The sequence below is a fragment of the Streptomyces sp. NPDC001852 genome (assembly GCF_042891825.1).
Lineage (GTDB): Bacteria > Actinomycetota > Actinomycetes > Streptomycetales > Streptomycetaceae > Streptomyces.
In genome coordinates, this window is the sequence record NZ_JBIATN010000034.1 from 16,244 (window position 1) to 38,036 (window position 21,793).

The 21,793-nt window shown below is 71.7% G+C and carries 22 protein-coding genes, 1 other RNA gene and 2 pseudogenes; 12 read left to right on the plus strand and 13 right to left on the minus strand.

Going from position 1 to position 21,793, the window contains the following annotated elements:
- Nucleotides 1-20: 20 nt before the first annotated feature.
- On the plus strand, nt 21-1,199 hold the full coding sequence (locus ACFYZB_RS39245; protein WP_388766599.1) for a bifunctional RNase H/acid phosphatase: 1,179 nt from the start codon (nt 21-23) through the stop codon (nt 1,197-1,199).
- On the opposite strand, the gene eda is transcribed toward ACFYZB_RS39245, so the two are convergent.
- Nucleotides 1,171-1,842 (minus strand): bifunctional 4-hydroxy-2-oxoglutarate aldolase/2-dehydro-3-deoxy-phosphogluconate aldolase, encoded by a 672-nt coding sequence (gene eda, locus ACFYZB_RS39250; protein ID WP_388766601.1) that lies wholly within the window; start codon nt 1,840-1,842, stop codon nt 1,171-1,173. The genes ACFYZB_RS39245 and eda overlap by 29 nt on opposite strands.
- An 84-nt stretch (nt 1,843-1,926) precedes the next feature.
- Entirely contained in the window at nt 1,927-2,718 is a 792-nt protein-coding gene (gene yaaA / locus ACFYZB_RS39255) for a peroxide stress protein YaaA (protein WP_388766717.1), read from the minus strand.
- A 144-nt stretch (nt 2,719-2,862) separates the two neighbouring features.
- On the opposite strand from yaaA, the gene ACFYZB_RS39260 reads away from it, so the two are divergent.
- Nucleotides 2,863-3,102 carry a hypothetical protein gene (locus ACFYZB_RS39260; protein WP_388766603.1) on the plus strand — a complete coding sequence of 80 codons (240 nt, stop codon included), beginning with the start codon at nt 2,863-2,865 and terminating at the stop codon, nt 3,100-3,102.
- A gap of 48 nt (nt 3,103-3,150) precedes the next feature.
- On the opposite strand, the gene ACFYZB_RS39265 is transcribed toward ACFYZB_RS39260, so the two are convergent.
- From ACFYZB_RS39265 to ACFYZB_RS39275, 3 genes are read right to left on the minus strand one after another with little or no spacing between them, the layout of a single operon-like run.
- Nucleotides 3,151-3,315, minus strand: a complete 165-nt coding sequence (locus ACFYZB_RS39265) for a hypothetical protein (RefSeq protein WP_388766604.1) — start codon at nt 3,313-3,315, stop codon at nt 3,151-3,153.
- Nucleotides 3,312-3,470 carry a hypothetical protein gene (locus tag ACFYZB_RS39270; RefSeq protein ID WP_388766605.1) on the minus strand — a complete coding sequence of 53 codons (159 nt, stop codon included), beginning with the start codon at nt 3,468-3,470 and terminating at the stop codon, nt 3,312-3,314. Before ACFYZB_RS39270 ends, ACFYZB_RS39265 begins: the two co-directional genes overlap by 4 nt.
- Before the next feature lie 42 nt (nt 3,471-3,512).
- Nucleotides 3,513-5,051: an FAD-dependent oxidoreductase gene (locus ACFYZB_RS39275; protein WP_388766606.1), complete on the minus strand. Its 1,539-nt coding sequence runs from the start codon at nt 5,049-5,051 to the stop codon at nt 3,513-3,515.
- Between the two features lie 48 nt (nt 5,052-5,099).
- On the opposite strand from ACFYZB_RS39275, the gene ACFYZB_RS39280 reads away from it, so the two are divergent.
- From ACFYZB_RS39280 to rnpB, 4 genes and pseudogenes are all read left to right on the plus strand, one after another.
- A complete protein-coding gene (locus tag ACFYZB_RS39280; RefSeq protein ID WP_388766608.1) occupies nt 5,100-5,768 on the plus strand; it encodes a TetR/AcrR family transcriptional regulator in 669 nt (222 codons plus the stop codon).
- A 145-nt stretch (nt 5,769-5,913) separates the two neighbouring features.
- Nucleotides 5,914-6,735 (plus strand): AraC family transcriptional regulator, encoded by an 822-nt coding sequence (locus ACFYZB_RS39285; protein ID WP_388766609.1) that lies wholly within the window; start codon nt 5,914-5,916, stop codon nt 6,733-6,735.
- Between the two features lie 55 nt (nt 6,736-6,790).
- Nucleotides 6,791-7,537 (plus strand): annotated as a pseudogene (locus ACFYZB_RS39290) (DMT family transporter); the annotation flags it as partial.
- 118 nt (nt 7,538-7,655) lie between these two features.
- An RNA gene (rnpB, locus tag ACFYZB_RS39295) (RNase P RNA component class A) lies at nt 7,656-8,058 on the plus strand.
- Nucleotides 8,059-8,216: 158 nt separating this feature from the next.
- On the opposite strand, the gene ACFYZB_RS39300 is transcribed toward rnpB, so the two are convergent.
- From ACFYZB_RS39300 to ACFYZB_RS39325, 6 genes are all read right to left on the minus strand, one after another.
- On the minus strand, nt 8,217-9,308 hold the full coding sequence (locus ACFYZB_RS39300) for a hypothetical protein (protein ID WP_388766611.1): 1,092 nt from the start codon (nt 9,306-9,308) through the stop codon (nt 8,217-8,219).
- A 37-nt stretch (nt 9,309-9,345) separates the two neighbouring features.
- On the minus strand, nt 9,346-11,682 hold the full coding sequence (locus ACFYZB_RS39305; protein WP_388766613.1) for a hypothetical protein: 2,337 nt from the start codon (nt 11,680-11,682) through the stop codon (nt 9,346-9,348).
- A gap of 55 nt (nt 11,683-11,737) precedes the next feature.
- Nucleotides 11,738-12,160: a hypothetical protein gene (locus ACFYZB_RS39310; protein ID WP_388766615.1), complete on the minus strand. Its 423-nt coding sequence runs from the start codon at nt 12,158-12,160 to the stop codon at nt 11,738-11,740.
- A gap of 429 nt (nt 12,161-12,589) precedes the next feature.
- Complete coding sequence (locus ACFYZB_RS39315; RefSeq protein ID WP_388766616.1) at nt 12,590-12,904, minus strand: S8 family serine peptidase; 315 nt, start codon at nt 12,902-12,904, stop codon at nt 12,590-12,592.
- Nucleotides 12,870-13,220 carry a MazG-like family protein gene (locus ACFYZB_RS39320; protein ID WP_388766618.1) on the minus strand — a complete coding sequence of 117 codons (351 nt, stop codon included), beginning with the start codon at nt 13,218-13,220 and terminating at the stop codon, nt 12,870-12,872. Before ACFYZB_RS39320 ends, ACFYZB_RS39315 begins: the two co-directional genes overlap by 35 nt.
- Before the next feature lie 41 nt (nt 13,221-13,261).
- Nucleotides 13,262-13,807, minus strand: coding sequence for a DoxX family membrane protein (locus ACFYZB_RS39325; protein WP_351203549.1), 546 nt, complete (start codon nt 13,805-13,807; stop codon nt 13,262-13,264).
- A 123-nt stretch (nt 13,808-13,930) separates the two neighbouring features.
- Here ACFYZB_RS39325 and ACFYZB_RS39330 point away from each other — a divergent pair, with 123 nt between their 5' ends.
- From ACFYZB_RS39330 to ACFYZB_RS39340, 3 genes and pseudogenes are all read left to right on the plus strand, one after another.
- A complete protein-coding gene (locus ACFYZB_RS39330) occupies nt 13,931-14,257 on the plus strand; it encodes a nuclear transport factor 2 family protein (protein WP_388766620.1) in 327 nt (108 codons plus the stop codon).
- 53 nt (nt 14,258-14,310) lie between these two features.
- A pseudogene (locus ACFYZB_RS39335) lies at nt 14,311-14,484 on the plus strand (aldo/keto reductase); the annotation flags it as partial.
- 54 nt (nt 14,485-14,538) lie between these two features.
- Nucleotides 14,539-15,813 carry a D-alanyl-D-alanine carboxypeptidase family protein gene (locus ACFYZB_RS39340; protein WP_388766622.1) on the plus strand — a complete coding sequence of 425 codons (1,275 nt, stop codon included), beginning with the start codon at nt 14,539-14,541 and terminating at the stop codon, nt 15,811-15,813.
- Nucleotides 15,814-16,034: 221 nt separating this feature from the next.
- Here ACFYZB_RS39340 and ACFYZB_RS39345 read toward each other — a convergent pair whose 3' ends face one another.
- Nucleotides 16,035-16,793 (minus strand): SDR family oxidoreductase, encoded by a 759-nt coding sequence (locus ACFYZB_RS39345; RefSeq protein WP_388766624.1) that lies wholly within the window; start codon nt 16,791-16,793, stop codon nt 16,035-16,037.
- A 357-nt stretch (nt 16,794-17,150) separates the two neighbouring features.
- Complete coding sequence (locus tag ACFYZB_RS39350; RefSeq protein ID WP_388766719.1) at nt 17,151-18,164, minus strand: Gfo/Idh/MocA family protein; 1,014 nt, start codon at nt 18,162-18,164, stop codon at nt 17,151-17,153.
- Between the two features lie 84 nt (nt 18,165-18,248).
- Here ACFYZB_RS39350 and ACFYZB_RS39355 point away from each other — a divergent pair, with 84 nt between their 5' ends.
- The 3 genes from ACFYZB_RS39355 to ACFYZB_RS39365 all read left to right on the plus strand — a co-directional run bounded on the left by ACFYZB_RS39355 (nt 18,249) and on the right by ACFYZB_RS39365 (nt 21,776).
- Entirely contained in the window at nt 18,249-19,550 is a 1,302-nt protein-coding gene (locus ACFYZB_RS39355; protein ID WP_388766625.1) for a multidrug effflux MFS transporter, read from the plus strand.
- Nucleotides 19,490-20,671, plus strand: coding sequence for a serine hydrolase domain-containing protein (locus ACFYZB_RS39360; protein WP_388766626.1), 1,182 nt, complete (start codon nt 19,490-19,492; stop codon nt 20,669-20,671). Before ACFYZB_RS39355 ends, ACFYZB_RS39360 begins: the two co-directional genes overlap by 61 nt.
- 97 nt (nt 20,672-20,768) lie before the next feature.
- Nucleotides 20,769-21,776, plus strand: a complete 1,008-nt coding sequence (locus ACFYZB_RS39365) for a small ribosomal subunit Rsm22 family protein (protein ID WP_351203561.1) — start codon at nt 20,769-20,771, stop codon at nt 21,774-21,776.
- Nucleotides 21,777-21,793: the final 17 nt, after the last annotated feature.

Here is a 21,793-nt window from a genome sequence, read left to right on the forward strand (position 1 = left end):
GCCGGTAAGGGGCTTCAGGGGTGCGGGAGTTCATCGTCGAGGCGGACGGCGGGTCGCGGGGCAACCCGGGCCCCGCCGGTTACGGCACGGTGGTCCGCGACGCGGCCACGGGCGAGCCGCTGACCGAGGTGGCCGAGTACATCGGCGTCGCCACCAACAACGTGGCCGAGTACCGGGGCCTGCTGGCCGGCCTGCGCGCCGCCCACGCCCTCGACCCGGCCGCTACGGTGCACGTCCGCATGGACTCCAAGCTCGTCGTCGAGCAGATGTCGGGCCGCTGGAAGATCAAACACCCCGACATGAAGCCCCTGGCGACCCAGGCCCGCTCCGTCTTCCCGCCGGACCGGGTCACCTACGAGTGGATCCCCCGCGAACAGAACAAACACGCGGACCGCTTGGCGAACGAGGCGATGGACGCAGGCTCGAAGGGCGAACAGTGGTCACCCGCGCAGTCCACGGCGGCCCTGGACTCGTCGGCCACCGCCGCAGCCGCGGTCAGCGAGCAGCGCCCTGCCACCACCGACGAGCAGCAACTTTCCAGTACCCCTGGCTGGAGCAGCGCCCCCGACCTCGGCGCCCCCGCCACCTTCGTGCTGCTCCGCCACGGCGAAACCCCCCTCACACCCCAGAAACGCTTCTCCGGCAGCGGCGGCACCAACCCCTCCCTCTCCGCCGTCGGCCGCGAACAGGCCCACCGCGTCGCGGAGGCGCTCGCCGCGCGCGGCACCATCCAGACCATCCTCGCCTCCCCCCTCACCCGCACCCGCGAGACCGCCGCCATCGTCGCCACCCGCCTCGGCCTGGACGTGACGATCGAAGAGGGCCTGCGTGAAACGGACTTCGGCGCCTGGGAGGGCCTCACCTTCGGCGAGGTCCGCGAGCGCCACCCGGACGACCTGAACGCCTGGCTCGCCGACCCGGAGGCCCACCCGACCGGCGGCGGCGAGAGCTTCGCCGAGACGGCCACCCGTATCGCCGCCACGCGGGACAAGCTGGTCGCCGCCCACGCCGGCCGCACGGTCCTGCTGGTCAGCCATGTGACCCCGATCAAGACCTTCGTCCGCCTCGCCCTCGGCGCCCCGCCCGAGTCGCTGTTCCGCATGGAACTGTCGGCGGCCTCCCTGTCGGCGGTGGCCTACTACGCCGACGGCAACGCGAGCGTACGGCTGTTCAACGACACGTCCCACCTGCGTCCCTGAGCCCGGCGAGCCGCGCCGCGCCCCGCGCCAGCTCCTCGATCCGCGCCCAGTCCCCGGCGGCCACCGCGTCCGCCGGGGCCATCCAACTGCCGCCCACGCAGCCGACGTTGGGCAGGGCGAGATACTCCGGCGCGGTCGCCGGGCCGATCCCGCCCGTGGGACAGAAACGAGCCTGCGGCAACGGCCCGGCCAGCGACCTCAGATAGTCCGTCCCGCCCGCCGCCCGCGCCGGGAAGAACTTCATCTCCCGCACCCCGCGCTCCAGCAGCGCCACGACCTCCGACGTGGTCGACACGCCGGGCAGGAACGGCACCCCGGACCCGCGCATCGCCTCCAGCAGCGCCTCCGTCCACCCCGGGCCGACCAGGAACCGGGCGCCCGCCGCCACGCACGCGCCGACCTGCTCCGGCGTGATCACCGTGCCCGCGCCGACGACGGCCCCGGGCACCTCACCGGCGATCGCCCGGATCGCGTCCAGCGCCCCCGGCGTCCGCAGCGTCACCTCGATCGCCGGCAGCCCGCCCGCCACCAGCGCCCGCGCCAGCGGTACGGCGTCGGCGGCGTCGGAGACGACCACCACGGGCACGACGGGGGCGAGGTCCAGCACGGAGGCAGCCGAAGAGGAGGGCAGCGGTGAGGTCATGCCCTCATCGTGCCCAGCCGCTGCAGCACGCGCAATGATCGTTGCGTATGCTGCAATGGCGCTGTTTGGAAGGTCTCCGGCTCCTCAGTGAATCTCGTCCACCAGCACGTCCAGCGACCACGCCCTGCCCGCCCTGCCCGGCGCCTCCGCCTCCACGACGTACCCGAGCTCCCGCAGCACCTCGACCAGCTCGGCGGGCCCCTCGGGCGCGGCACCGGCCGTCAGCAGGCTCCGTACCATCCGGCCCTTGGTCGCCTTGTTGAAGTGGCTGACCACCTTCCGGGTCGGCGCGTGCAGCACCCGTACGGTCGCCGTGCGCCCCGCGAGCTCGCCCTTCGGCTTCCAGGCCGCCGCGTACGCCGAGGAGCGCAGATCCAGGACCAGGCCGTCGCCGGCCGTCTCGGGCAGCACCTCGGCCATCGGTGCCCGCCAGTGCCCCGCCAGCGCACCGAGCCCCGGCAGCTTGACGCCCATCGAGCAGCGGTAGGAGGGGATCCGGTCCGTCACCCGCACCGCGCCCCACAGCCCGGAGAACACCAGCAGCGAGTCCGCCGCGCGTTTCCCCGCCGCCGCGTCCAGCGTGGCCAGGCCGAGCGCGTCGTACAGGACACCGGTGTAGATCTCCCCGGCGGGGCGGGCGCCGGCCGTGCGCAGGCCGGCGTTCTTCGCGACCTCGCCGCGCAGGCCCTGGCTCAGCCCGAGCACCTCGCGTGCCTTCTCGTTCTGCTCGGGGTCCCCGGCACACAGCTCGGCCAGCTCGGTGAGCACGGCCTCCCGCGCGGCGGTCAGCCCCGGCAGGGACAGCGACCCGAGCTCCAGCGGGGCGCCCTCGCCCGAGTTCGCCTTTCCTTCCGAGGGCGGCAGCAGGACCAGCAACACGTACTCCTCACGTAGACCTCCGCGACAGCGTACGGCGTGCCACCGGTGCGGCCCCGACCGCAGGTCCCGCCCGGCGGATCCTGCCGGAGACGCGGGGTCCGGCACGCCCGACTGCGCCGTTGCCGTCCGTTGTCGCCCTCCATGCTCGGCTTCCCCCCACGCTCGGCTTCGCTCGCGCGGGGGACCCCCATCGCCTCGGAGATCTGCCTGGCCGCCGAGGCCGGCCGGCGCCCGCCCGACTGGCTGCTCGCCGCGCTGGACGCGCTGCCCCGGCGGCTGGCCGACGGCTCCCGGATCGCCGGCACGGTCGAGCGCGAGTGCGTGGTCCGGCTCGGCCGGGCCGAACCGGGGGCGACGAAGATCCTGTTCACTGTGGCGTGAGGGCCCGCACGAGACTGCCGGGCTCGTCGGCGTGCAGCCGCACCGAGCTCACCTGGCGGGGCGGCCGAGGAGCGACCGGTGGGTGACGGGCTCGGCCGGCTCCAGCCGCACCGACGTCTGTGAACCGACCGCGAGGTCCAGCACGTCGTCCGCCGGCACGTGCGTCAGTCGCGTCTCACGGTGTACGGCGGTGATCGCGCCGAGCGGAATCACACGAAGGCCGGCCCCACCGTCGTGGCGCCCTGCCCGCGCATGTACCCGAACCCCCGCCCGCCGCCGGTCCCCTGAGTGCGCCGGGCCGGCCACAGCACCAGGCTCACGTAGAGCCGCACCTCGCACCGAACCAGCCGTGCCGCTGTCTTCAGCATCCCCATCTCCCTTCCCCCACAAGGACATTGAGTGCCCAGCGGCTATTCGGCCGGTGCGCCGAGCCAGTGTTCCAGGGGTTCCGGCAGGCCCTTGCCGCCCGCGTCCTCGGCGGCCCAGGCCACGAAACCGTCCGGGCGTACGAAGAGCGCCTTCAGCTCGGGCCGGGTCGGGCAGGTGGCCGTGACGACGTGCAGCCGGTCGCCGTAGCCCTCGGCGTGGGCGCGCAGCGTGGGATCGTCGGCGAGGTCGAGCAGCAGGGCGCGGCCGGTGTGCAGATGGTCGCCGAGCCGGGTGCCGTCGGCCAGCTCCAGGTCGGGGGCGCTGGCGCCGGTCAGGGGGTGGTCGCCGGGCAGGTCGTAGCGTTGCCAGATGCCGGAGATCTTCGTGACGAGGTAGGTCGTGCCCGTGGTGGTCAGGGCCAGGTCGGTGACCACCCGGCGCAGGGCGCGGGCATGCCGGTCCGGGCGCATCACCGCGATCTGCGCCCGGGTCCAGTCGAGCACCCAGGCGCCGATCGGATGCCGCTCGGCGGTGTAGGTGTCCAGCAGGGACTCGGGTGCCGTCCCGCGCACGACGGCGGCCAGCTTCCAGCCCAGGTTCATCGCGTCCCCGATGCCGAGGTTGAGCCCCTGCCCGCCGAACGGCGAGTGCACGTGCGCCGCGTCGCCCGCGAGCAGTACCCGGCCCCTGCGGTACTCGGTGGCCTGGCGGGCGTTGTCGGTGAACCGGGTCGCGGTGATCACCCTGTGGATCGTGAGCTCGGGCACGCCGGACACCCGGCGCAGGCTGTCCTGCAGCTCCTCGGCGGTGATGGGCGCCGACCGGTCGGCGGGCGGCCCGTCGAACTCCACGCTGAGGACGCGCCCGGGGAACGGCCCGTGGACGTACGTCCCCACGTCGGTGGTGTTCCAGCCCACGCGCAGCCGCTCGGTGCCGGACATCTCCACGACCGCCTGATAGCCGGTGATCTCCGGGTCGGTGCCCGGGAAGTCGAACCCGGCGAGCTTGCGGACGGTGCTGCGGCCACCGTCGCAGCCGACCAGCCAGCCCGCGCGGACCGTCCCCTCGCCGGTGTGCACGGCGACCCCGTCCTCCTCGGCGTCGAAGCCCGTCAGCTCCACGCCCCGGCGCACCTCCACCCCGAGCCCCGCGGCCCGCCGGGCCAGGATCCGCTCCAGCTCGGCCTGGGGCACGCCGAGTCCCGTGTCCCCGGCGGGGCCGACGTCCGCCCAGGCCGGGTCGGAGCCGTCGAAGAGATCGGGGTCCATGGTGATCCCGGCGAAGTGCCCGGCGAACTTGGGCGGGAGCTTGCCCCGGTCCTGGAGCTTTCCGCTCTCCCGGAAGGCGCGCATCCGTTCCCGCGCCGCCTCCCACACCGCCGCCAGCTCGGGCAGCAGGCCCCGCCGGTAGAAGGCCACCGCGCTCGGGACGTTGACCGCGCCCGCCTTGATCGTCTCGTCCACCTCGGTCAGCCGCTCCACCACCAGCACCCGCGCCCCGGCCAGCCCCAGCTCGCAGCCGAGGAAGAGGCCCACGGGGCCGGCGCCGGCCACCACCACGTCGTAATCCGTAGTCGTCATGGGTTTCACTGTAGTCACTAAAAATTTCGAGTGGCTATAGTTTTCGGCATGGGTGGCATGGGTGAGGAACTGGACGAGGAGCTTCCGCTGCGGGAGCGCAAGAAACGGGCCACGCGGCAGCGGATCTCGGACATCGCGACGGGGCTCTTCGTGGACCGGGGCTTCGACGCGGTGCCGGTCGCCGAAGTGGCCCGGGCGGCCGGCGTCTCGGCCATGACCGTCTTCAACTACTTCCCGCGCAAGGAGGACCTGTTCCTCGACCGCATCCCGCAGGCCGTCGAGCTGGTCGCCGTGGCCGTACGGGAGCGCAGGCCGGACGAGACCCCGCTCGCCGCCCTGCACCGGCTCGCGATCCGACTCCTCGAGGAGCGGCACCCGTTGAGCGGGGTGGGGGAGAGGTTCCTGCCCTTCTGGCGGACCGTGATCGCCTCGCCCGCCCTGCGCGCCCGCGCCCGCGAGGGCGTCGAGGAGGTCGAGCGGTCCCTGGCCGAGGCCCTCGCCGGGACCGGCGCACCGGACCCGCACCTCCTTGCCGCACTGACGGTCGCCGCCTACCGCACGGTCTTCGTCGCCTCCGCGCGACGGCTGCTGGCCGGGGACCCGGTGCAGGAGGTGGCGCGGGACCACCGGCGGTGCCTGGAGTCGGCGTTCGGGGCGCTGGAGCGCATGGTTGCCGAAGAGCCCGCTGCCACCCGGCGGGACGACAGGTCAGGGTGAGCGCCTGGCTCCTTGCGCCCTCCGGCGCCACGTTCCACGGCGGCTCCACGTTCCCCGGCCGGCCTCCCGCGGGCGCCGCCCCGGACGCGGCATGAAAGCGGGGCCCAAGGCGTTGCACCCATGACGGAAGGGGTGGTGGGGCCGGATGACGGAACAGGCGCTGTGGACGCGCGCCCGGCTGGGCAGCGGCGGACCTCCGCTGGACCTCCTGACGGCGAACTTCCGCCGGCACACCTACGCCCCGCACGCCCATGACGAGTACACGATCGGCGTCTGTGTCGGCGGCAGCGAGGTCATCGACTACCGGGGCGGCCACATCCGCACCGGCCCCGGCACGATCGTCGTCCTCGACCCCGGCGAGATGCACACCGGCGGCCCCGGCAACGCCACCGACGGCTACGCCTACCGCGCCCTGTACGCCGAGCCGTCCCTCCTGGCCGACGGCACCCTCGGCGGCCTCCCGCACTTCCGGGAGCCCCTCCTCGACGACCCCGAACTCGCCGCCGCGCTGCGCCGCGCCCACACCCGGCTGAGCACCTGCCCGGACCCCCTGGAGGCCGAGTCCGTGCTGCCCTGGCTGCTGACGGCCCTGGCCCGCCGCCACTCCACCGCCAGATCCGCGTCCGACGAGATCCCCGGCGCGGCCGCGATCGCCCGGACGGTCCGCGACCGCCTCGCCGACGAACTCACCGACCCGCCCTCCCTCGCCCTCCTGGCCGCCGACCTCGGCCTGTCCCGCTACCAGCTCCTGCGGGCCTTCCGTACGACCATGGGCATACCCCCGTACGCCTGGCTCGCCCAGCACCGGGTGAGCAGGGCCCGGACGCTTCTCGCGGCGGGCCTGCGCCCGGCGGAGGTGGCGGGGCTGGTGGGCTTCGCCGACCAGGCCCACCTGACCCGCTGGTTCCGCAGGGTGCTCGGGGCGACGCCGGCGGCGTACCGCAACAGCGTTCAAGACGCCAGGTGACAGGCCGGCCGAAACTCGCTGCATGACTGCACGCGGCTGGTTCCTGTTCTCCCTCATGGGAGTGATCTGGGGCATCCCCTATCTGCTGATCAAGGTGGCGGTGGCCGAGGTGTCCCCGCCGGCGCTGGTGTTCACGCGCTGCGCGCTCGGCGCGCTCCTCCTGCTCCCCTTCGCCCTGCGCCAGGGCGGCCTGCCCCGGACCGTGCGCACGCACTGGCGCCCCCTGCTGGCCTTCGCGTGCCTGGAGATCATGGTCCCCTGGTTCACCCTCACCGACGCCGAACGGCACCTGTCCAGCTCGACGTCGGGCCTGCTGATCGCGGGCGTACCGATCATGGGCCTGGTCGTGGCCCGCCTCCTCGGGGACACGGAACACCTGGGAGCCCGCCGCCTGACGGGCCTCGCCCTCGGACTGGCAGGCGTGACGGTCCTGACCCTGCCCCACCTCACCGGCGGTGACGCCCGCTCCCTGGCGGAGGTCCTGGTGACGGTCGTGGGCTACGCCACCGCCCCGCTGATAGCCGCGCGCCGCATGAAGGACGTCCCCTCGCTCCACCTGACAGCGGCCTGCCTGACCCTGGCGGCGCTGGTCTACGCACCCGTGGCCATGGCGACGCTCCCGTCCTCCCTCCCCTCGACCCCCGCCCTGGCGGCCCTGGCCGGCCTGGGCGTGCTCTGCACGGCGGTGGCCTTCGTGGCGTTCCTGGAGCTGATCAAGGAGACGGGTCCGACGCGGGCGACGGTGATCACGTACGTCAACCCGGCGGTGGCGGTGGCGGCGGGCGCGGTCTTCCTGAACGAGCGCCTGACGACGACGGTCCTGGTGGCCTTCGCCCTGATCCTGACGGGCTCGGTCCTGGCGACGGCGGCCGCGGGTCCGCGCCGCCCCAGGCGCCCGGTACCATGGTCGACACGGCAGACGAGCCGGGCGGACGGCCGCGTGGAGTCCCCCTAGGGGGCTTCCCGAGGAACGTCCGGGCTCCACAGGGCAGGGTGGTGGCTAACGGCCACCCGGGGTGACCCGCGGGACAGTGCCACAGAAAGCAGACCGCCCGGGGCTTCGGCCCCAGGTAAGGGTGAAACGGTGGTGTAAGAGACCACCAGTGCCCAGGGTGACCTGGGCAGCTAGGTAAACCCCACCCGGAGCAAGGTCAAAAGGGAGCACCCCGGTGCTCCTGCGCGGACGCTCGAGGGCTGCCCGCCCGAGTCCGCGGGTAGACCGCACGAGGCCGGTGGCAACACCGGCCCTAGATGGATGGCCGTCGCCCCGGCGCCCGCGAGGGCACCGGGGAACAGAACCCGGCGTACAGCCCGACTCGTCTGCCCTCCCGCTTGTACCTGTGGTTTCCCGGGGTTTCCCGGGGGATTGTGCACGGGGATGTGCACGCCGGCCCGGTGCCAGGGGCAGCTGTTGACCAATCTGTCGCCGCCATGCTGTGCCGGCACCGCCGATCAACCACCTGTGAGGGCCTGGCAACGCCTCATGATCGGGACATCATCCTCACGTCGGTACAGCCGCGCAGCTTTGCCTCGTGCTCGGCGAATGCCTTCACTGCGGATTTGGCGAACGACGCCGAGTAATGGCGGACGGGGTAGCTGTCGGTGTCCCGGTCGTAGAGGTGGTAGAGCACAAATACCGCCTCCTGATCCGACTGAGGGCACGTGGCGGTCGCCAAGGCGTAGTCGTCGCTGCGGTTGGCCGAATTGACCGACTCAAAGTCCTTGGCGACGACACCGTAGTACGCGTACAACCCGTAACCCGGCTTCCCTGCCGGGGTGTACAGGTAGCAGTTGACCTGCGGCGTGTGTGCGTCCGCGGGGTACTCGACGAAGTCGGGCGTCCCGGCGTCGGACGCCTGGCCGGCGAGTCCTCGCAGCGCGACGCAGGAGCCCCGGGTCTGCGTAAGTTGCTGAGGGGTTGTCTTCCCGCTCGGGGACGGGAACGGGACATGGGTCAACGGTCTGCCGCCCTGCGCCTGGCACTCGTACTTGGCAGCCGCCCTCTGCGCCGTTTCCGTCGTCACTCTGCCCAGCCCGGTGAGCACGGGTTCCTTCGTCTTGGCGTCCTCCGGCCACTGGATGAGGTCGCCGTATGCCACCAGAGCCCGGTTCTTGTTGTTCTGGCAGTCAAGGGCGACCACGACTTGCGCTGCCCCGTCGTACCGGACGAAGCCCGGCCAGCCGTTGCCGAGCGGAGCCGCCTGCCCCTGGACCCCGTTGGCGTTCCTGCTGAACGGCGCGAGGGCCTCGGATGCGGCCGACTGATCGCTCCAGCGGAGCATGAGCTGGAGAGCGCCGCCATGCCGACCTGTGTCGGGCCTGTTGATCAGGCAGGCCGCCAGGTACTCCGAGTCGTCGGCGGCCCTGGCACGCACCTGCGAGGAGTTCAGCGCATCGTCGAGGCCGCCCTGAGCCAGGGTGCCGCCGCATGCCGAGTCCAGGGACTGCTGATCCCGCCAGGACGCGTAGACGCCAGTGCTGTAGAGCGCCTGCCCCACGATGTACAGCGTCAGCAGGATGCCGCCCACGGACCAGCCGACCAGGCGCTGCCTGCGGCTTGCAAAGATCTTCATTGTGCTCTTCCCGTTCGGGTGGTGTCACCCTTCGGCGTCACCGGTCGGCTCGGAGAACGTCGAGCGCCCGGTCACGGCCGTAGTTGTAGTCCTGCTGGCCGACGTGGACATACTGCTTCGTCCAGTCGCTGTCGATGTCATTGCCGCGGCTCTGGCCCCACATCCTGACCATGTTCTCCACGTCGTGCTGTCCGGCTGCGTAGAGCTTGACGTTGTCTTCCGTGGCCTTGAGGTTCGCCTCGGCAACGTGTTCCTTGTTCGATTCGTACGTGTACAGGTCGAGAGCCCTCGAGGCCACATCCCCGGCCGGGCCGAGGAATTCGGCGTTCTTCGGCTTGAACATCAGTGCAGTACTGAGCGAGCTGCTGAGGCCGTGGTTGAAGTCGGCGGCCCACTGCGTCTTGTTGAAGCGTTCACCGAAGATGATGTCGGCGCGGACCCCGTCATACGCGCCCATGGCCCGCGAACAGTCGGTGATGCGATTACTGATCACCGTCTTGCTGGCATCCTGCGGAAGAGCGGCCAACAGGTCGTGAGCGTGGTGCTGCTCCGCAGCGTAGACATGTCCGAACGCCGTGGGATCATTGGCTATTCCGCGCATGAGCTTGGTGAGGGAGTCCCGCGCAACAGTGATGTGTGCTCCGTTCTTGTCGCTCCAGACCGAGCCTGTATTACCCGGAGGGAGCTCAAAACGGGAATCCGACTGTGCGTTGATCTCATGGGTGTCCGGCGTGTATGCCGTCAGGATGTGCGCCAGCGGAAGCGTGAGGTTGTTCGGTAGTTTCTTCGCCTGGTTATCCGAGTCCAGTGTGTCGATGGTGTGTTGCAGGATGCGGGCCTGCGGCTCGGTGTGCTGACCGACCGGGTGATAGCCGCCTGGCGCCTGGCCGGTCGTCGCGGCCTCCAGCGCATCGCCGAAGCCCTTGCGGGCGTCACTGTCCTCCACGTCGGGTCCCACGTAGTCGGTCTTGGCGCCCTCGTGCGTGGTGTGGATGATGTTCCAGTCCCGGCCGCCGTGTCCGTGGCCGAGGAGGTAGTCCAAGCGTTCCCTGCCGGCGGCGGTGCCGGGGTCGAGATAGCCGGTCGCCCCTTCCGGATTGCGTGACATGGCCTCAAGGGCGCCGTCGACGGGGTCGTTCGCGAACCATCCATCGCCGTCCTTGTCGCTGAACTTGCCATAGAGATCCCAGATGTGGGGGTCCTTCTTCTCCGTGGCGATCATGTCGTCAGCGACGTCCGCGACAAACTGGGGCGAGTAGTCGTGCCCCTGCTGCATGAGCGTGGCGAGGCTCTGGTAGCCGCGGATCTTCTGGCCCTGCCCGTACCCGACGGGGATCTTGTCTCCCGCTGCTTCGAGGGCGTATTCGTCGTCGCCGTGTTCACGTAGCGCCGCACGCCACTTGGTGTAGAACCGGGCGTCATCTGTTTTCGTCCAGGCCTGGAACGCCTCGTTGTACGCGGTGGTTCCGAAGCGCAGGCGTCTGCCCTCGGAGTCCTTGAAGTCCGGCACCCGTGTGGCGACTGCCAGGGAGTCCGCAAGGCCGCCATTGATTTCGAGGTAGGTGCTCTTGTTCTTGGTGTCGTCGAAGTACGCCAGGTCTTCCAGCTTGTTCGTGAACTTGAGCGTTCCGTCCGGCCCCAAACCGTCCAGGAAGGTCTGGCTGAATGTCTTGTCGCCCTTGTTGTCCCGGAAAGTGCGGCGCAGTTCGGCCAGGTCGGCGGCGGAGACCTTCTCGCCCTTGGCGACCCGTCGGGCGATGTCGTCCGCTTCCTGGGCCTCGTACTTGTCGATGTCGCCCTGGGCCTTGCCGTTGAAGCCGGGGACGGTGCCGTCGCCCATGTCGGGGCCTTTCACGACGGCGTCGAAGGCGACCTCGACGCCCTTGTCGGCGTCGTCCACGTCCTTCACGCACTGGTCGATGCGGGCCTGCCAGGAGGCGACGGACTTGCGGACGCTCTCCTGAGAGTCGGGGTCGTGCGCCAGCTCCTGCCGCTCCCCCGGGCTGAGCTTCCCGGTGTCGTACGAGACCACGCCCTGGTCTGACACCTTCATGCCCGCGGCGATCGCGTCCTGTCGGGCCGACTCCAGCTTCTTGCGCAGGTCCACGAACTGGGTGTGCGCTTCACGGAGGAGTGAGGCGATCGCCTTGGCCTCGGTCTGGGCGCTCTGGAACTCCGTGAGCCTGACGCCGAAGCGCGCGTTGGCGGCCTGCCGGCTCTCGCCCGCGAACGTCGGGAGCAGGGTGATGCCGTGGACGTCCCGCCGGTACGCGGTCTCCTGCTTGTTGAAGTCCTTTGCCATGCCGTCCCAGCGTTCGGCGGCCTTGGTGAGCGTGGACAGGTCGGTCGTCAGGATCTCGTGGTAGGTCGGCATGGGTCCCCGTTGGAAGCAGTGAATTCGGTGGCCTGCGAGACAGCCCGGCTGTCTGTCAGTGCTTCGGCGGCGGTGAGTACGTGTCGAACACGGACACCTTGCGCGCCGTACCGGCCACTCCCGTATCCGTTCCGGTCAACACGGTGTTGTTGTTCCGGAGGGCCGATTCATCCCCCGCCAACCGGATCAGAAAGTTCTGGACCTGTTCGCCCCAGATCTTGTGCGCCTTACTGACGGCAGTGGACGTGAGCCAGCCGTGTCCGTCCTTCGCATCGAACGCCTTCACCACGGCGCCCGTCTCGTCATCCGCCTGCTGCCCGGCCTTTTTGGTATCCGGTTCGATGTACTTGCCGAGTGTGTCCGCGGCGGCCTTCTTCTCGTCCGGAGAGTGGGCGAGGTCGGGCCCGCCCCCGCCCGGGATGTCCTGAAGGTGATTGAGCCGCATGCCCACCGGGTGTGCGGAATGACCGTGCACCATGTGCCGATCTCCTGCCGACTCGGACATAAACCCTCTCCCCGTTACACCTCGGTTGGCGTGCGCCTGCCAGGCTAGCAACCACACTCGTGCTTCTCAGTGGCGACGCTTCCTTGTGGCAACAGCCGCAACAACTCCGCCGATGAGTAGCGCAGCTCCGATGCCCGGTGCGACCCACAGAGTGTCGCTTCTGCCCTGGTCGGAAGAAGCTTCGGCCGCCGCTTTGTCTATCCTTCGCCTGCGAGGCGGAGTCCTTGGAACCGGCAGTGCCGGGAGAGGGCGACATCGAGGATGCGCCTGAGAAGTCCGGCAGCGGGTAGGCATCGGCCGGCCCGGGATCACCAGGGTTCGGCAGGGCGATGCGAGACCGCATGATGCCGTAGCCGATGGACTCGTTGCGTTTGGCGCCGTCTGTGGGGGCGCCGGCGGTGTCTAGCATGACGCGGAGGACCTGGTTGTTGGTCCAGTCTTACGGGGGTCACGGCCTACGGCGCCCACCGCCACCACCCCGGGAGTCCCGACGGGGTATTCGACTTCCGAGGTCCCATCATTGCCGGATCCGGCGAAGATCAGGGCTCCCTCGTTCAGGGCGTACTTCACAGCGGCAGTAAGTTCGTCAGAGCCTTTGTACGCCCTCATGGAGATGTAGATGGCCTTGGCGCCGGAGTCGACGGCGTACCGGATTCCCTGGCTCACTACTTTGGCACGGGCATCAGGCCGAGTGATCTGGCCGCAGCGGACGTGCACTCACCCGCGTCAGATGCCCCTCGAACACCTCCCGCGCCTCCGGCGTCAGGGTTCGAAGCGCCACCAGGGCCGTGATCACCACGTCGCACAGTTCCGCCTGTACGTCCTCCCAGGTGTGGGTGACGCCCTTGCGGGGGTTCTGGCCGGTCGTGCCGATGATCGCCTCGGCCACCTCGCCGACCTCCTCCGAGAGTTTCAGGACGCGCAGGAGGAGGCCCTCGGTGCCGGGGTGCTTGCGGGTGGCCTCCAGGCGGGACCAGAGTTGGTCGATGGTCGGCCAGAGGGCGGCGGTGCCGGTGGTGTCCTGATCGGTCATGCCGGGCAGCTTCCCATGCCCCCGGCACCGCCCCGCACCGCCTACTCCTCGAACAGCACCTCCTGCTCCCCCTCCACCTTCACCCGCACCCGCTGGTTCCGCGCCCCGATCACCAGCGCCGTCGCCGCCGCGGTGACCCCCAGGGCCACCGGTACCATCCAGCCCCGGTCGAAGACGTGGCCGAGGGCGTGGTCGAGGGAGAGGCGGCCGGGGCCCGTCACCGCGAGGCCCGCCGCCGCGAGGCCCAGGCTCGCCGCGTACTCGTAGCCGCCCTCCTGGGCGAAGAAGCCGTTGGGCATGTGGACCGTCGCCGCCCCCGCCATCGCGCCGGCCGCCGCCGCGCCCGCCGCCGGGGTCGCGAGGCCCAGGGCGAGGAGGGCGCCGCCGCCGGCCTCCGCCAGGCCCGCCGCCGTGGCGCTCGCCCTGCCGGGCGCGTAGCCGACGGACTCCATGAACTGGCCGGTGCCCTCCAGACCGCCCCCGCCGAACCAGCCGAACAGCTTCTGTGTGCCGTGCGCGGCCAGCACCCCGCCGGTCCCCAGCCGGAGCAGCAGCAGGCCCAGATCGCGTCGGTCGAAACAGCTCACGGTGACTCCCAAACGGAGAGGCGGAGAGGCTCGTGTGTCCACCGTCGCAGGTTCCACACCACCGGGCCCGTTCTGGCGGGCGTTCGGGTGGCGGGTCCGGCACCCCGGTGTGAACCTTGCGCCATGACGATTAAGCCAGCCAGACTCAGCGACCCGGCCGTTAGGGCGTTCGTCAACGCCGTCAACTCCCATGACCGGGAAGGCTTCATGGCGCTCCTGGAGCCCGGTGCGACCATGTCCGACGACGGATCCGACCGTGACCTCGCCGAGTGGATCGACCGGGAGATCTTCTCCTCCAACGGACACATGGACGTCGAGAGCGAGTCCGACGGGGGCCGGGCCGTGCTCGCCCGCTACCGCAACGACACCTGGGGCGAGATGCGCACCCGGTGGACCTTCACCGTGGAGGACGACGGGCGCATCTCGCGCTTCGAGACCGGGCAGGCTTAAGCGCCGTAGGGGGCTTGTGCGCGCGGGCACTCCAACTCCTGTCGTTCACGGACATGGAGACCCCAAGGACCCTGGGACGCAGCCGTATCGACGTCGGCCCGCTCGGCTTCGACTGCTGGGCCATCGGCGGGGAGTGACGGGCCGCCGACGGGCAGCCGCTCGGGTGGGGGACGGTGGCCGACGAGGAGTCCGTGCGGGCGGTCCACCGCGCCCTCGACCTCGGTCTCCTGGGTAACATCGGATTTTCATAACGTGGCAAATTCCACGGCGATGACGGCCCCGTGGTGCGGAATCCGCTGCTCGGCGCGGTGTACCTTCCCCGGGTGCGCGAATGTTCCCCGCTCAGCCGGCGTGCCGTCCTCGGACTGACGGCCGCCGCCCTGCCCCTGTCCGCGACCACTCCGGCGTCCGCCGCGACCGTGATCGGCGGCGAGCAACTGGCCGGTAACGGCGTCCAGGTGCGCGGTGCCTCGGGGCTGCCCGAGAAGCTCACCGCCCGCTCCTGGCTGATCGCCGACTGCGAGAGCGGCGAGGTGCTCGCCGCGTTCAACGCGCACCGGCGGCTCCCGCCCGCGTCCACGCTGAAGATGCTGTTCGCGGACACCGTGCTGAAGAAGTTCGACCGCACCCAGCGGTACACCGTCAAGGACTCGGACGTCGCCGACGTCCCGCTCGGCTCCAGCCTGGTCGGCATCAAGCCCGGCATCACCTACACGGTCGAGCAGTTGTGGCAGGGCGTGTTCCTGCGGTCCGGCAACGACGCCGTGCACGTGCTCGCCCACATGAACGGCGGCATCGCGAAGACGGTCGCCGAGATGCAGGCGAAGGCCACGGACCTGCAGGCCCTGGACACCCATGTGGTCAGCCCCGACGGCTTCGACCACCCGGGCCAGATCTCCTCGGCGTACGACCTCACGCTGTTCGCCCGCCACGGCCTGAAGAACGCCGACTTCCGCGGCTACTGCGGCACGCGGACCGCGGACTTCCCGGCGGGCGGCAAGAAGACCTTCCAGATCCAGAACACCGACCGCCTGCTGACCGGGGCGTGGGGGCTGAAGACGTACGACGGCCTGATCGGCGTCAAGAACGGCTACACCAGCCACGCCGGCAACACCTTCACCGGCGCGGCCACCCGGGGCGGGCGCACCCTGCTGGTGACGGTCATGCATCCCGCCGAAGGCAGCAACGCCGTCTACGAGCAGACCGCCGCGCTGCTCGACTGGGGCTTCGGGCGCGGGCGTTCGGCACAGGCCGTGGGCACGCTGGTCGATCCGCTCAGCGAGGGTGGTGCGAAGGCGACCGAGGCGCCCGCAGGGAAGGCGGTGCAGGCGGCGGCGGGCGCGCTGGGCTCGGGCTCCCGCGGCCCGTCCACCGGCCGGCTGGTGGAGGGCGCGGGCGGTACGGCCCTGCTGCTGGCGGCGGCGGGGGCGCTCGTGGTCAAGCGGCGGCGCAGGGCGGTCGCGGCGGCCGCGATGGCCGAGGCGGCCGAGGGAGCGGAGATGTCCGAGAGGGATGCGGGGGCCACGGAGCCGGGAGCCGGCCGGCACCGGCGCTGAACAGTGCGGCGGCCGTTCCACCGGCCGGCGTGTACCTCGCGTCCCGTCGCGAGGTCCACCCCCAACTCCGGCCCGGTGGAACGGCCGTCGCCTCCCCCATCGGTGATGGCTTGCGGAATCCACGTGCTCCAACTGTGAAGCTCTCGTGAAGGAAAGTTGAGCATATAAGCTCGACATGCCGCAATACCGCGGATGTTCGAATTCCGGTTGCGGAGACGGGTTCAGCCCCGCCCGATGTACGGCATCGCCGTCGCCAGCACCGTCGCGAACTGCACATTCGCCTCCAGCGGCAGCTCGGCCATGTGCCGCACGGTGCGCGCCACGTCGGTCACGTCCATCACCGGTTCCGGGACCACCTCGCCGTTCGCCTGCAGCACCCCCGCCTGCATCCGGGCCGTCATGTCGGTCGCCGCGTTGCCGATGTCGATCTGCCCCACGGCGATGCGGTACGGCCGCCCGTCCAGCGACAGCGACTTGGTGAGACCGGTCAGGGCGTGCTTGGTCGCGGTGTAGGCGACCGAGAGCGGGCGGGGCGTGTGGGCCGAGATCGAGCCGTTGTTGATGATCCGGCCGCCCTGCGGATCCTGCTCCTTCATCCGCCGGTACGCCGCCTGGGCGCACAGGAACGCCCCGTTGAGGTTGGTGTCCACCACGTGCCGCCAGGCGTCGTACGACAGTTCCTCGACCGGCACCCCGCCGGGTCCGAAGGTCCCCGCGTTGTTGAACAGCAGGTCGACCCGGCCGAACCGCTCCACCGTCGCCGCGAACAGCGCCTCCACGTCCTCGGGGCGGGAGACGTCGGTGCGCACGGGGAGCGCGGCGGCCTGCGGGACCAGCGCCGCCGTGGCCTCCAGTGCCCCGGTGCGCCGGCCGGCCAACGCCACCGACCAGCCGGCCCGCAGCAGTTCCACGGCGACGGCCCGCCCGATCCCGGAGCCGGCGCCGGTCACCACCGCGATCTTCGATTCCCTGTCAGTCATGACACCGCAGCGTAGGCGGCAAGTCCGCCATGCGGAATCCCGTGTCCGCCATACGGTTACCCGGGGAAGGCGGTCACCTCCTCGCGGGGACCGAATCCGCGCGGGAGACCGGTGGTGCGCCCTTCTGCGGAACGCCGGTCCAGTGGTCGCCGCGACCGTCTTCCCGGTACGCCGGTTGGCGGGGCCGAGGTGATTGTGTTCCCGGTTCGCCGGGCCGGGGTGGCCCTGTTCTCGGCATGTCGGCTCACGCGGTCGCCGCGACCGTCTTCCCGGCACGCCGGTTCGCGGGGCCGAGGTGACTGCCTTCCCGGCGTGCCGGTTCATGTGACGCTGCGATCGCCTTCTCGGCCCGTCGGGTCACACGGTCGCCGCGACCGCCTCCCCGGGATACCGCACCCCGATCCGCTCCCGCAGCGCGTCCAGCGTGCGCATCACCGCCAGCGAACCCTCCAGCGGCACCAGCGGCGACTCCTTCTCGCCCGCCCGCAGCGCCCGCATGACCTCGACCGCCTCGTGCCGCAGGGTGGTACGTGGCCCGTCGGCCGGGTCGGCGGGGAACTCCTCGGGATCGCGGCCGTCGCGGCGCAGCACGAACCGCTCCGGGTGGAAGAAGCCGGACGGCACGTCGATCCGGCCGCGTGAACCGGTCACCGACGCCGTGCCGCCCGTACCGCCGACGATCGAGCAGTGCAGCGCCGCCATCGCACCGCTCTCCCAGGACAGCACCGCGCCCGTCTGCAGGTCGACGCCCTCCGGCGACAGCAGGGCGCTCCCCGCGACCGCGTCCGGCTCCCCCAGCAGCAGCTGTGCGAACGACACCGGATACACGCCCAGGTCCAGCAGCGCTCCACCGCCCAGCGCCGGATCCCGCAGCCGGTGCGCCGCGGGGAAGGGGCCCGCGAGCCCGAAGTCGGCCTGCACGGTGCGCACTTCACCGATCGCCCCGTCGTCCACCAGCGCCATCAGCCGCCGGACCAGTGGATTGCAGTACATCCACATCGCCTCCATCAGGAAGCGGTCGTGCTCCCGCGCCAGCGTGACGAGTTCCTCCGTCTCCCGCAGGTTCAGCGTGAACGGCTTCTCGCACAGCACGTTCCGGCCCGCCTCCAGGCACAGCCCGGCCGCCGCACGGTGCGCCGAGTGCGGAGTGGCGACGTACACGACATCGATGTCCTCGTCCGCCGCCAGCGACTCCCAGTCGCCGTACGCCCGAGCCGCCCCGAAACGCTCCCCGAACGCCTCCGCCGACTCCCGCCGCCGCGAGGCCACCGCCGTGATCTCCGCGTCCGGCAGATCGACCAGGTCCGCCGCGAACGCCGCCGCGATCCCGCCCGTCGCCAGAATCCCCCAGCGCACCGTCTGCTCCGCCATCGCCCCGCCCTCGGTCATGTGTGCCCCGGCAGTGTGTACGAGCTGAGAGCATAGGTGCCGGTTGGTTGAAACAGGGAGGGACACATGCCCGAGCACGCGGCGGCGCCGACACCGGATGCCCAGCGCTCGACCCCGTCCCCGCTGTCCACCGCCACCCGCCGCACCGGCCCGCTCGTCACCCTCCTCCTCGGCGCTCTCACCGCGACGCCCCCGCTCGCCATGGACATGTACCTCCCGTCCCTGCCGGAGGTCACCCGCTCCCTGCACGCCCCCGCCGTCACCGTCCAGCTCACCCTCACCGCCTGCATGGGCGGCCTCGCGCTCGGGCAGCTGGTCGTCGGTCCCCTGAGCGACCGCTGGGGCCGTCGCCGCCCGCTGCTGGCCGGGCTCGCCGTCTACCTGCTCGCGACCGCCCTGTGCGCCTTCGCGCCGAACGTCGAGACCCTGGTCGTCCTCCGCCTGGCGCAGGGCCTCGCCGGCGCCGCCGGAGTCGTCATCGCGCGGGCCGTCGTACGCGACCTCTACGACGGCGTGGCCATGGCCCGCTTCTTCTCCACCCTGATGCTGATATCGGGGGCCGCCCCGATCGTGGCGCCGCTGATCGGCGGGCAGATCCTCAGGGTGACCGACTGGCGCGGGGTGTTCGCGGTCCTCACGGCCGTCGGCGCCGTCCTCGCGGCCGTCGTCTGGCTGCGGCTGCCCGAGACACTGCCGCGCGCCGAACGGCACGCCGGCGGAGTGGGGGAGACCCTGCGCTCCCTGCGCACCCTGCTCGCCGACCTCCCCTTCACCGGATACATGCTGGCCGGCGGCTTCGCCTTCGCCGCGCTGTTCGCCTACGTCAGCGCGTCCCCCTTCGTCGTCCAGGAGATCTACGGCGCCTCCCCGCAGACCTTCAGCCTGCTGTTCGGCCTCAACTCGGTCGGGCTGGTGATCGCCGGGCAGGTCAACGGCAAGCTGCTGGTCGGACGGGTCGCCCTGGAGAAGGTGCTGGCGTGCGGCCTGGCCGTGATCCTGCTCGCCGCGACCGCCCTGCTGCTGATGTCCACCGGCGCCCTCGGCGAGGTCGGTCTGCCGCCGGTCGCCGCCGCCCTCTTCGTCCTCATGTCCGCCATGGGCGTCACGCTCCCCAACGCCCAGTCCCTCGCCCTGCTGCGCACCCGGCACGCCGCCGGCTCCGCCTCCGCCCTGCTCGGCACCTCCTCCTTCCTCGTCGGCGCGGTGGCCTCACCGCTCGTCGGCGTCGCCGGAGAGCACACCGCCGTACCCATGGCGGTGGTCCAACTGGCGGGAGCACTGGTCGCGACGGCCTGCTTCATGGGAATGTGCCGTCCCTGGAGCACACGTGGGAACACACGTGCGGGGTCGGAGGGAGACGAGAACTGAGCGCACCGAGACTGCGCGCCGACACACCGGAGAGGGCGGGGCTCGACCCCGTGGAACTCGGGCACCTGGTCGGCGAGGTGCACGCCCTCACCGCCGGAGACCGCCCCTGGGCGGCCGGCGCCGTCGTGCTGGCCGGACGCGGACCCGTGGTCGCCGTGGCCGAGGCCGCAGGCTGGGCCGTCCGCTACTCCGCCCACGACCCCGAGACCGACACCGGTGTCGAACTGCCACCTGCCGCCCGGGTCCCGGCCACCGTCGACACGCCCTTCGACCTGGCCTCCCTCACCAAGCTGTTCACCTCCGTCGCCGCCGTGCAGCAGATCGAGCGCGGCACCCTCGGCATGAACGCCCGGGTCGGCGACTACCTGCCCGACTTCCACGCCGCGGCCGCCCACGGCATCACCGTGCGACAACTGCTCACCCACACCTCCGGGCTGCGCCCCGAACTGCCGCTGTACGACTGCCCGGACGACGCGAGCCGGCTGGCCCTGCTGCGCGCCGAGCCCCCGACGGGCGAGCCGGGCCGGTATCTGTACTCGGACCTGAACATGCTCCTGCTCCAGTCCGTGCTGGAGCGCATCACCGGTCGCGGCCTCGACGTCCTCGTCCAGGACGGCATCACCCGGCCGCTCGGCATGACGGCGACCTGCTTCGGGCCCTGCCCCGGCGCGGCCGCCACCGAGGACCAGCGGCGCCCCTGGGCCAAGGCGGACCGCGGAATGCTGCGGGGCGTGGTGCACGACGAGAACGCCTGGGCGCTGGGGGGTGTGGCCGGGCACGCCGGGCTCTTCTCCACCGCCCGCGACCTGGCCGTCTTCTGCCGTGCCCTGCTCACCGGCGGTGCCTACGGCCCCGCCCGCATCCTCGGCCCCGACTTCGTGGAACTGCTGCTGGCCCCGCCGGGGCTGGGCTTCGCCGTCGACCAGCCGTGGTTCATGGGCGAACTCGCGGGCCACGGGGCGGCGGGCCACACGGGCTTCACCGGCACGTCCCTCGTCCTCGACCCGAGGACGGACACGTTCTTGATCGTGCTGGCCAACACGGTCCACCCGAGACGCAGGGCACCGGACAGCAGACCACGGGCGGCGCTGGCGACACGGCTGGCGAGGGCGGTGATCTGAGCCGAACCGGACGGGTGGTGGGCGGGCATGGGCCGGGGTACCGGGGCGGAGCCCCCAGCAGGTCCGGCACCGGCACCGGGCGCCATAGAATCACCGGGTGAACGCCCCCGTACGCCCGGCGGAAGCCCTGCGCCGCAGCCTCGCCGACCTGCTCGACGGACTCCCGCCCACGCAGGCCGCCGGGGCCGTGGAACGGCTGATCGCCAACTACCGGGGCGAGACGCCCACCCACGCCCCGATCCTCCGCGACCGCGCCGACGTCGCCGCCTACGCGGCCTACCGCATGCCGGCCACGTTCGAAGCGGTCCGCTCGGCGCTGGAGGCGTTCGCGGCGGCCCTCCCCGACTGGACGCCCCGCAGCCATGTCGACGTCGGTGGCGGCACCGGCGCCGCCACCTGGGCCGTCACCGCGACCTGGCCCGGCGAGCGCAGCGTCACCGTGCTGGACTGGGCCGAGCCCGCCCTCGCCCTCGGCCGGGAGATCGCCGGCGCCAACCCGGCCCTGCGCGGCGCCCGCTGGCAGCGCGCCCGGATCGGCGCCGACCTCACCCTGGACGACGCCGACCTCGTCACGGTGTCGTACGTCCTCAACGAGCTCTCCGAGCCCGACCGCGACGCCCTCGTCGACGCCGCCGCGGCCGCCGCGCAGGCCGTGGTGATCGTGGAGGCCGGCACCCCGGCCGGCTACGCCCGCGTCATCGAGGCCCGCGACCGCCTGATCCGCGCCGGACTGCACGTCGTCGCCCCCTGCCCGCACAGCGCCGCCTGCCCCATCGAGCCCGGCCGGGACTGGTGCCACTTCTCCGCCCGGGTGAGCCGCTCCTCCCTGCACCGCCAGGTCAAGGGCGGCACCCTGCCGTACGAGGACGAGAAGTTCTCGTACGTCGTCGCCACCCGCCTGCCCGCCGCGCCGGCCCCCGCCCGCGTGATCCGGCGCCCGCAGATCCGCAAGGGCCAGGTGCTGCTGGACCTGTGCGAGGCCGACGACCAGCTGCGCCGCACGACGATCACCAAACGGCACGGCTCCCTGTACAAGGCGGCCCGGGACGCGGAGTGGGGCGACTCCTGGCCGCCGGAGGACTCCCCGGAGGAGCCGTCCGCGTAGCCGCCGTGGCTTGTTAG

Excerpts from the sequence above, each read along its gene's own strand:
- ACFYZB_RS39350 (WP_388766719.1), bottom strand. The coding sequence starts at position 18,164 with ATGGCGGAGCAGACGGTGCGCTGGGGGATTCTGGCGACGGGCGGGATC.
- ACFYZB_RS39310 (WP_388766615.1), bottom strand. The coding sequence starts at position 12,160 with ATGGTGCACGGTCATTCCGCACACCCGGTGGGCATGCGGCTCAATCAC.
- ACFYZB_RS39305 (WP_388766613.1), bottom strand. The coding sequence starts at position 11,682 with ATGCCGACCTACCACGAGATCCTGACGACCGACCTGTCCACGCTCACC.
- ACFYZB_RS39275 (WP_388766606.1), bottom strand. The coding sequence starts at position 5,051 with ATGACGACTACGGATTACGACGTGGTGGTGGCCGGCGCCGGCCCCGTG.
- ACFYZB_RS39320 (WP_388766618.1), bottom strand. The coding sequence starts at position 13,220 with ATGACCGATCAGGACACCACCGGCACCGCCGCCCTCTGGCCGACCATC.
- ACFYZB_RS39260 (WP_388766603.1), top strand. The coding sequence starts at position 2,863 with ATGCTCGGCTTCCCCCCACGCTCGGCTTCGCTCGCGCGGGGGACCCCC.
- ACFYZB_RS39330 (WP_388766620.1), top strand. The coding sequence starts at position 13,931 with ATGACGATTAAGCCAGCCAGACTCAGCGACCCGGCCGTTAGGGCGTTC.
- ACFYZB_RS39285 (WP_388766609.1), top strand. The coding sequence starts at position 5,914 with ATGACGGAACAGGCGCTGTGGACGCGCGCCCGGCTGGGCAGCGGCGGA.
- ACFYZB_RS39355 (WP_388766625.1), top strand. The coding sequence starts at position 18,249 with ATGCCCGAGCACGCGGCGGCGCCGACACCGGATGCCCAGCGCTCGACC.
- ACFYZB_RS39280 (WP_388766608.1), top strand. The coding sequence starts at position 5,100 with ATGGGTGGCATGGGTGAGGAACTGGACGAGGAGCTTCCGCTGCGGGAG.
- ACFYZB_RS39270 (WP_388766605.1), bottom strand. The coding sequence starts at position 3,470 with ATGCTGAAGACAGCGGCACGGCTGGTTCGGTGCGAGGTGCGGCTCTAC.
- eda (WP_388766601.1), bottom strand. The coding sequence starts at position 1,842 with ATGACCTCACCGCTGCCCTCCTCTTCGGCTGCCTCCGTGCTGGACCTC.
- ACFYZB_RS39300 (WP_388766611.1), bottom strand. The coding sequence starts at position 9,308 with ATGAAGATCTTTGCAAGCCGCAGGCAGCGCCTGGTCGGCTGGTCCGTG.
- ACFYZB_RS39345 (WP_388766624.1), bottom strand. The coding sequence starts at position 16,793 with ATGACTGACAGGGAATCGAAGATCGCGGTGGTGACCGGCGCCGGCTCC.